Origin of the sequence: Pseudomonas borbori (assembly GCF_900115555.1) — a bacterium.
GTDB lineage: Bacteria > Pseudomonadota > Gammaproteobacteria > Pseudomonadales > Pseudomonadaceae > Aquipseudomonas > Aquipseudomonas borbori.
In genome coordinates this window covers 1-5,894 of record NZ_FOWX01000071.1, presented here as the reverse complement: position 1 = coordinate 5,894, position 5,894 = coordinate 1, and the positions used below count along the sequence as shown (strand labels likewise).

Annotated in this window: 5 protein-coding genes and 2 pseudogenes; 3 read left to right on the top strand and 4 right to left on the bottom strand. The window is 49.2% G+C overall.

Annotation, left to right across the window (positions count from 1 at the left end; translation table 11 throughout):
• A pseudogene (locus BM315_RS23750) lies at positions 1–266 on the bottom strand (IS110 family transposase); the annotation flags it as partial.
• A 671-nt stretch (positions 267–937) separates the two neighbouring features.
• Here BM315_RS23750 and BM315_RS24580 point away from each other — a divergent pair.
• Positions 938–1,783, top strand: coding sequence for a hypothetical protein (locus tag BM315_RS24580; protein WP_141124032.1), 846 nt, complete (start codon positions 938–940; stop codon positions 1,781–1,783).
• Positions 1,783–2,883 carry a hypothetical protein gene (locus BM315_RS24575; protein WP_141124031.1) on the top strand — a complete coding sequence of 367 codons (1,101 nt, stop codon included), beginning with the start codon at positions 1,783–1,785 and terminating at the stop codon, positions 2,881–2,883. Before BM315_RS24580 ends, BM315_RS24575 begins: the two co-directional genes overlap by 1 nt.
• Positions 2,884–2,936: 53 nt before the next feature.
• Here BM315_RS24575 and BM315_RS23745 read toward each other — a convergent pair whose 3' ends face one another.
• The 3 genes from BM315_RS23745 to BM315_RS23735 are packed head-to-tail and all read right to left on the bottom strand — an operon-like array spanning position 2,937 to position 5,604.
• Positions 2,937–3,731 carry a DUF6339 family protein gene (locus tag BM315_RS23745; protein WP_090506116.1) on the bottom strand — a complete coding sequence of 265 codons (795 nt, stop codon included), beginning with the start codon at positions 3,729–3,731 and terminating at the stop codon, positions 2,937–2,939.
• A complete protein-coding gene (locus BM315_RS23740; protein WP_090506114.1) occupies positions 3,731–4,636 on the bottom strand; it encodes a hypothetical protein in 906 nt (301 codons plus the stop codon). The genes BM315_RS23745 and BM315_RS23740 overlap by 1 nt, the downstream gene beginning before the upstream one ends.
• Positions 4,633–5,604, bottom strand: coding sequence for a hypothetical protein (locus BM315_RS23735; protein ID WP_090506112.1), 972 nt, complete (start codon positions 5,602–5,604; stop codon positions 4,633–4,635). Before BM315_RS23735 ends, BM315_RS23740 begins: the two co-directional genes overlap by 4 nt.
• Here BM315_RS23735 and BM315_RS25635 point away from each other — a divergent pair.
• Positions 5,566–5,894: pseudogene (locus BM315_RS25635) on the top strand (IS21 family transposase); the annotation flags it as partial. The gene BM315_RS23735 and the pseudogene BM315_RS25635 sit on opposite strands and share 39 nt — an antisense overlap.

The following is a 5,894-nucleotide window of genomic DNA, read 5'->3' as shown; positions in this document are numbered from 1 at the left end:
TTCTTGTTGCTCTTCACGAACGGTCTGACAAATTGCGGTGAGATCAGTTTGGCGACGTGTCCGAGCTTGTTGAGCTCCCGCGCCGTGAAGTGGGCTCCGGCACAGGCCTCCATGACCACCGTGCAGGCTGGCAGATTGCCGAAGAGCCGCATCATCTGCAGTCGCGAGAATTTCTTGCGAAAGACCGCCCGGCCTGCCCCATCCTGACCATGCAGATGGAAGCTGTGCTTGCCGAGATCGATACCCACCAGTGCAACTTTGTTCATGGCGATGGCCTCCGAGATAAACCCAGCGAGAGCATAGCCCTCGCGGGGTGTGGGGGTGACCATCTCATTACGTTTGAGCGCCGAGTACTGATCGTTTGATGATCAATTTCGGCGTTTCCTAACGAAATCTGAGCATCCCAATCCGGGCAGATTTCAAAGATTTCGCGTAGCAACGCCAATCTCAACGGGAGTTTGTATACAGCTTGGGCCAAAAGCGGGTCAGGCGTTATGAAGTGGCGACCAAGATTCTCTCGCGCAGCCGGGAAGGGGAATCGCACTAAATCGCTTCTGCGATAGATCTTTAAGCTTTAAGATGGCTTTCCAATGTTAGGAAAGTAAAGGTAAAGTGGGTTTCATCACAGCGAAATTATTTAACGAGATTGGACGTAGATATGGAACTCAGCGTACTAGGCACCGCACAAGACCTACGAACATTAACCCCGGTAATTTATGCGTAATGTGACATCCCGAATTATATTTCGCTAGTCGGAGATGAATTTTCATCGTTCTCAATTCAAAGAAAACGAGAAAAATTCGCTGCGTATGCTCGGTTAAAAGCAGATATTATCAATGGTACGCTTTTACCAACTATCACCCTCGCGCTTCCAATAGAGCTTTCAGGGAAAGCGAAGCAAGCTGTTGCGTCAGGAGATCAAGAAAAATTAAAGCAGTTGTTGCTGGACTCGGCCCCACTAAATATTCTTGATGGGTTGCAGCGAACTTTCATACTAAAAGAAATTCTAGAAAGCGGGCATGTTTTCCCACCGGAGCAACTTATTCACCTAGAAATAAGAGCAGAACCAGATCTTGATCACCTTATTTATCGAATAATCGTTTTGAATGCTGGGCAAAAGCCCATGTCTATGCGGCATCAAATTGAGATCTTATCACTGAGCTTGCGGGCTACCTTGATGAAAGAGATCGATGGGCTGGAGTTAGTGCCAGAAGTAGAAGGTGGTCGCAGAACTAGATCGCGTAGATATTCACTAGATAAAATTTCAAGCGGCTACCAGGCTTATTTATTAAAATCACCTGAAGTAGATAAGCAAAATGTGGTTGCTCAACGACTAAGTGAGCAAGCAGTTCTTCAGCAAGATGTAGAGCAATTCGGTATCCAATTTGGAGATTTCGTAAATTTCTTCAGATTTTACTGTGGCCTTGATGACGCTGTAGAAAACACTCAGCCAGTTAACGGTGGTCTTACAGCAACGAATTGGCTGGGAAATGAAAATACCATTAATGGTTTCTTTGCTGCAGCTGCAGATTTTGGTTCAACACCCGATAGGCAGGAGCGTATTAAAATAGCTCTTAAAAAAATAACTTCCGATATCGTAACTGAGAGCTCAGAAGAGTCCTTGGGGCTAAACCTGTTCCAAGAGATAATCTCAGGTTTTCCTAGTCGCAAGACAAATATTGGATATGCAACGCGAAAGTTAATATTTGTTTCATTCAAAGAGTTCTTCCGGGACGAAGGGCAAACCCCTCTGCGCGATATATGGGAGCGTGAGGCAGAGTAATGAATTATACATATACAGAACTGGTAGAAAAAATCTCTCTTGAAGATCTAAGAATCGATGTCAGCTTGGAGATAACTGACTTCGGAGGCCAATGCTCTGTAGATGGCTACATAGCAATTCCTATTTTGCATTTGTCTGCGCGATATCAAAGGAGTGAAACATTCCAAATCAACCTTGACTCTCATTCGCAGGCAGAATGCTACCTTGTATCATGTAAGGGTGAAGTTTTTACGTATGGAGAAGCTCCAGCGATACTTGCAGCAGCTTATCTTCGAGATACAAGTCTTGGTGATCTGCAGGAGACACAGTCTTTTGATTATCTATTCAAATACGACTATGTTGTATTAGAGAGCCAATACTATGAAAGCTATGCAGCTGATTATCAAAATTCAAGCGCGGTCTGGGGTGGGTTTTCTCATGAGGCAGCATTGAATATTAATGAAAAAATTACTGGGGTAAGTTCTGTTCGAGCCATAGCTGGATTGCAATTACCAACAGTAGATCATCAAACTGCTACATTGCGAGCTATCTACGATTCAACTCCGCTTGGTCATTATCTCGCTCTGTTTCACCTAATTGAACTCAGCTTCGATTATGACTTGGTAGAGGACATAAAGAGACTTGGTGCGGACTTGAAAGGCATTGGGAAGCTACTGGCAACATACAACAATACTGAATATCAGCGATTACTGCGTCTAATACAAAAATATTGGAAAGATGAGAATTCGTTAGGGTCAAGTCTGAGAGATTTTTTTCGCACATCCTCACACGACTCTGTAATAGACGAATTGCTCTACGCTTACGATAAAGATGGATTTCCTTGGAGTTTTAAAGACAACCTTCAAAAGCGTAGTGATTTTATAATTCATTCAAAACACTCATTTGATAAGGCAAGCATTAAGCAAGCCGGCTTTGGCTGGACACTAGATCACTTGCAGCGCGCAACCGCTTACATAGTCTACCGATTTAGATGCGCTATTGCACACGCATCTATTGGTGAACACATTCTCACCGTAAATGATTCGAAATTGGTTTCGGAAAAAGCTGAGCCTTTGTTGATAAACCTCATTGCTCAAATGTATAAACGACCTCCTCAGTAGAAATATGGAGGTGAAAGTTTTCTTGGGAGCAGTCCACTAGTGGAGCTGCCGAGCTAAATATAAGGTGGCTCTGGTGTAATAGGGGCCTGCTGCGCGGTGCCAGCTGTATCGAACGCCTCCGACACGATTTGTTCCAGCTCGTTAGGTGGCAAGTAGGCAAGATCGATGATTTGGTTCTTCAGACGCAAAATTTTGGTAGCGGAGCGCATGATCGTTTCCATTGAGCCGCGCCCGAACTTTGTGGATGCTCTAAGCCAACCTTCAGCTACTGCTTTAGCCAATGGTGGGTTACCTCCGATAGACGCTCGCTCGAAGATTTGGACCATCGCATCTTCGGTCAGCTGCTTTACAAGCTCCCAGCGCTCAGGGTGACCCTCTCCGCGATCCAAGGTCGAGCCTCGTGTCCACAGCCTTTGAAAAGTGTTGCGAACTCCTCCAGAAAATCTCGCTAACCGCTCACGTGAATTGTCTGGAAACCGCCACTCCACGATGTCTGCTGCAAGCACTGTGGTCATAAATGCCCACACATCATCGCGAAGTGCCTCCCCGGTTTTCAGCTCTTCTAACTGCCCAAGATAGATTGCTGCTTCTTGGTCGAAAAGAGCCTTTGCAGATTGGGGGCCGGCTGATGAGGAGCTGGCTCTATGGGCAATTTTTTTCAGCTCGCCAGTAATGTCGACGGCAACGGCGTCAGCTCTGGTTCCGCCACTAGCGGCGCTCGACTTAATGGCTGAATACTCCTTTAGAATATCGATGCCATTTTTGGCCGTTGTATCTAAGTCTTTGATCCCTTCAAGAATGGTTGCGATACCATGAGCTTTCAAGCGAGGTAAAAGTGGAACTCGCATCAGTCGTTTTCCCCGAAGTCGGCTGTGGCAAGGATCAAGGCCCTGAATTTCCCGGGTGAGTAGGTGTAGGTTTGCCGAATACTCTCCAGACCCTGTCCAGGGAACGACATGTCCATCCATGCTCTCGCTTGGTGGCCTATAGATCCCTCTTCGAATCGGGCTAGCTCATCTTCGTCTTCGGCCTCTATAGCGGCTTCGATTATTTGAGTCATGACATCTGCGACCATCGCTTGGAGTGTCAGTGGATCTCCCTTCACAAACCTTTCTGTAATATTTTCGATGTCTGAATTGATATAAAGCCTCACGTTTCCGCTAAAGTCTGCACCCAGAGTTGTTGGATTCCACTCGACTAGCCAAGGCGCATATTGCTCCAGCCTGCCCTTGAAGCTCTCGGAGAAGCTTGTCAGCTCGATTGGGAATCTCGAATCGCCACCATCCTCGATCAGTATGTATTTTTGACTTTGCCAGAGACGGGCACCGCGTTGTTTCGGCGACAGCAGGCTTCCGGAGCCAATGGGAGACTCGAGGACGATGCGGAGGCTGAGTTGAAGCTGCCCTGAAAGAGTCCTGCCAGGTATGACCGCCTCAAGTGTAACGGCAGTGTTGGAGGCATCGATGACTTCAGTTTCCAGCCGATCCGTGCGACGCGGCAAGTTGCCAACACCGGTTCCTGCGACAAGTACGGCTGCAAGTTTTAGGTCTGCGGGATCAATCCCCAGCTGTGTTGCTGCTGCTGCGAAGTCAATATCGAGATGAACGTTGATTTGGATGTCTTGCTCGTAATCCCAGTTCTCCAAAATGTCCGAAGCTGGATAGAGTGGTTCATCGGGCGTGCCGATCATCCAACCACCGAAGTTGACCACTTCGTTTGGTAGCACTAGGAAGGGGAGGGCTATCCGGCTCATTCTCGACCCTCGTTCAAAAAGCGCAGCCGTATTCCAATGGCTGCTTCTGGTGGGCTTAGGACCGAGATCCTTATAGTGCCGCTCTCTTTGCCAACCCTGATGATCGGGTCAGTGGTAAATTCACCAGTGTCTTCGAGAGATATGCTGAGCACTTTCGTTTCGTAGCTGACAGGTAGATCCTCGCCATTAGCAATTGCGCCATCGGCAACCAGATGTGGTTCAGCTAGCAGCTTAAGCGTGTCGTCTGCTTCGTCGTTCTGAAGATTTGCTTCGAAGATGGCGCAACGTCGATTCTTTTCGTCAATATCTAGTCGAATGAACCGCGGCGAAGATATGGAAAGTTCTTTCTTCCTGACCGGAGCTCTCGCCGTTGGTCTAGGCCTACCTGGGCCTTTCCCTGAAACAGAGTCAAGCAGGCGACCCAGGCGTGTGGCTGTGCTTGCCAGAGATGGGCCGCGATCGCCACTTCCTGATCTGGATGGCAACATGGGTGTCGCATAGCTTCCGGCGGCGCACTCGATGCGTTTGAGCGCAACTCGTACGAACGTCTTTGCAATGCGATCAGGAAGATTGTCCGGAATCCAGTTGTCATGAGCTGGAGGTTCGGACATGGCAAAGGCTGCTTCCACTTCATCCTCATCGGAGCAAACAAAGACTCCCGCCCATTCGAATCGGGAGTCAGCAAACGGATTCCCCTCGACGTACTTCACGACCAGCTCCACTGGTCGCATCAGGGCTATATGGCTGGCTCGCTGTGGAATGACTGAGAGCTCTTCTAGTGCAGGGCCGGACCGGTCGGCGCGAAGCCCCTTCTTGATCACCAGCTTGCCCAAGTTTTTTTTGGGGCGTTCGCTCCTGATGACTTCAACGTCGCGATCTTCGCGGTAAGCAGCAATCGCTGACGCGAACAAATCGAAAGGTGGACAGACGTGCGCATCGTCGCGGGTGGCCAGGTAATCGCCGAGCATCTGCGGCGCTTTGGTCGTGACCAGCTGATCTGCGACCCCTGGCATTACCTGTCGGTGCTGGAGAAGAAACCTGGTGCGCTGCGCAACGGCGCGCCCTTCGTGGCGTGGGATTTGCCGTTGCCGATCCAGCAGGTGCGTGAACGGCTGCTCAAACAGCCACGTGGTGACCGCGCCTTCGTTGAGTTGCTGCTGATCGCCCGCGATGTGGGCCTGGAGCCGCTGCAAGTGGCCTGCGAGTTAGCGCTCGAGTGCGGTGTAGTCAGCGGCTCGCTGGTGATGAATGAACTGCG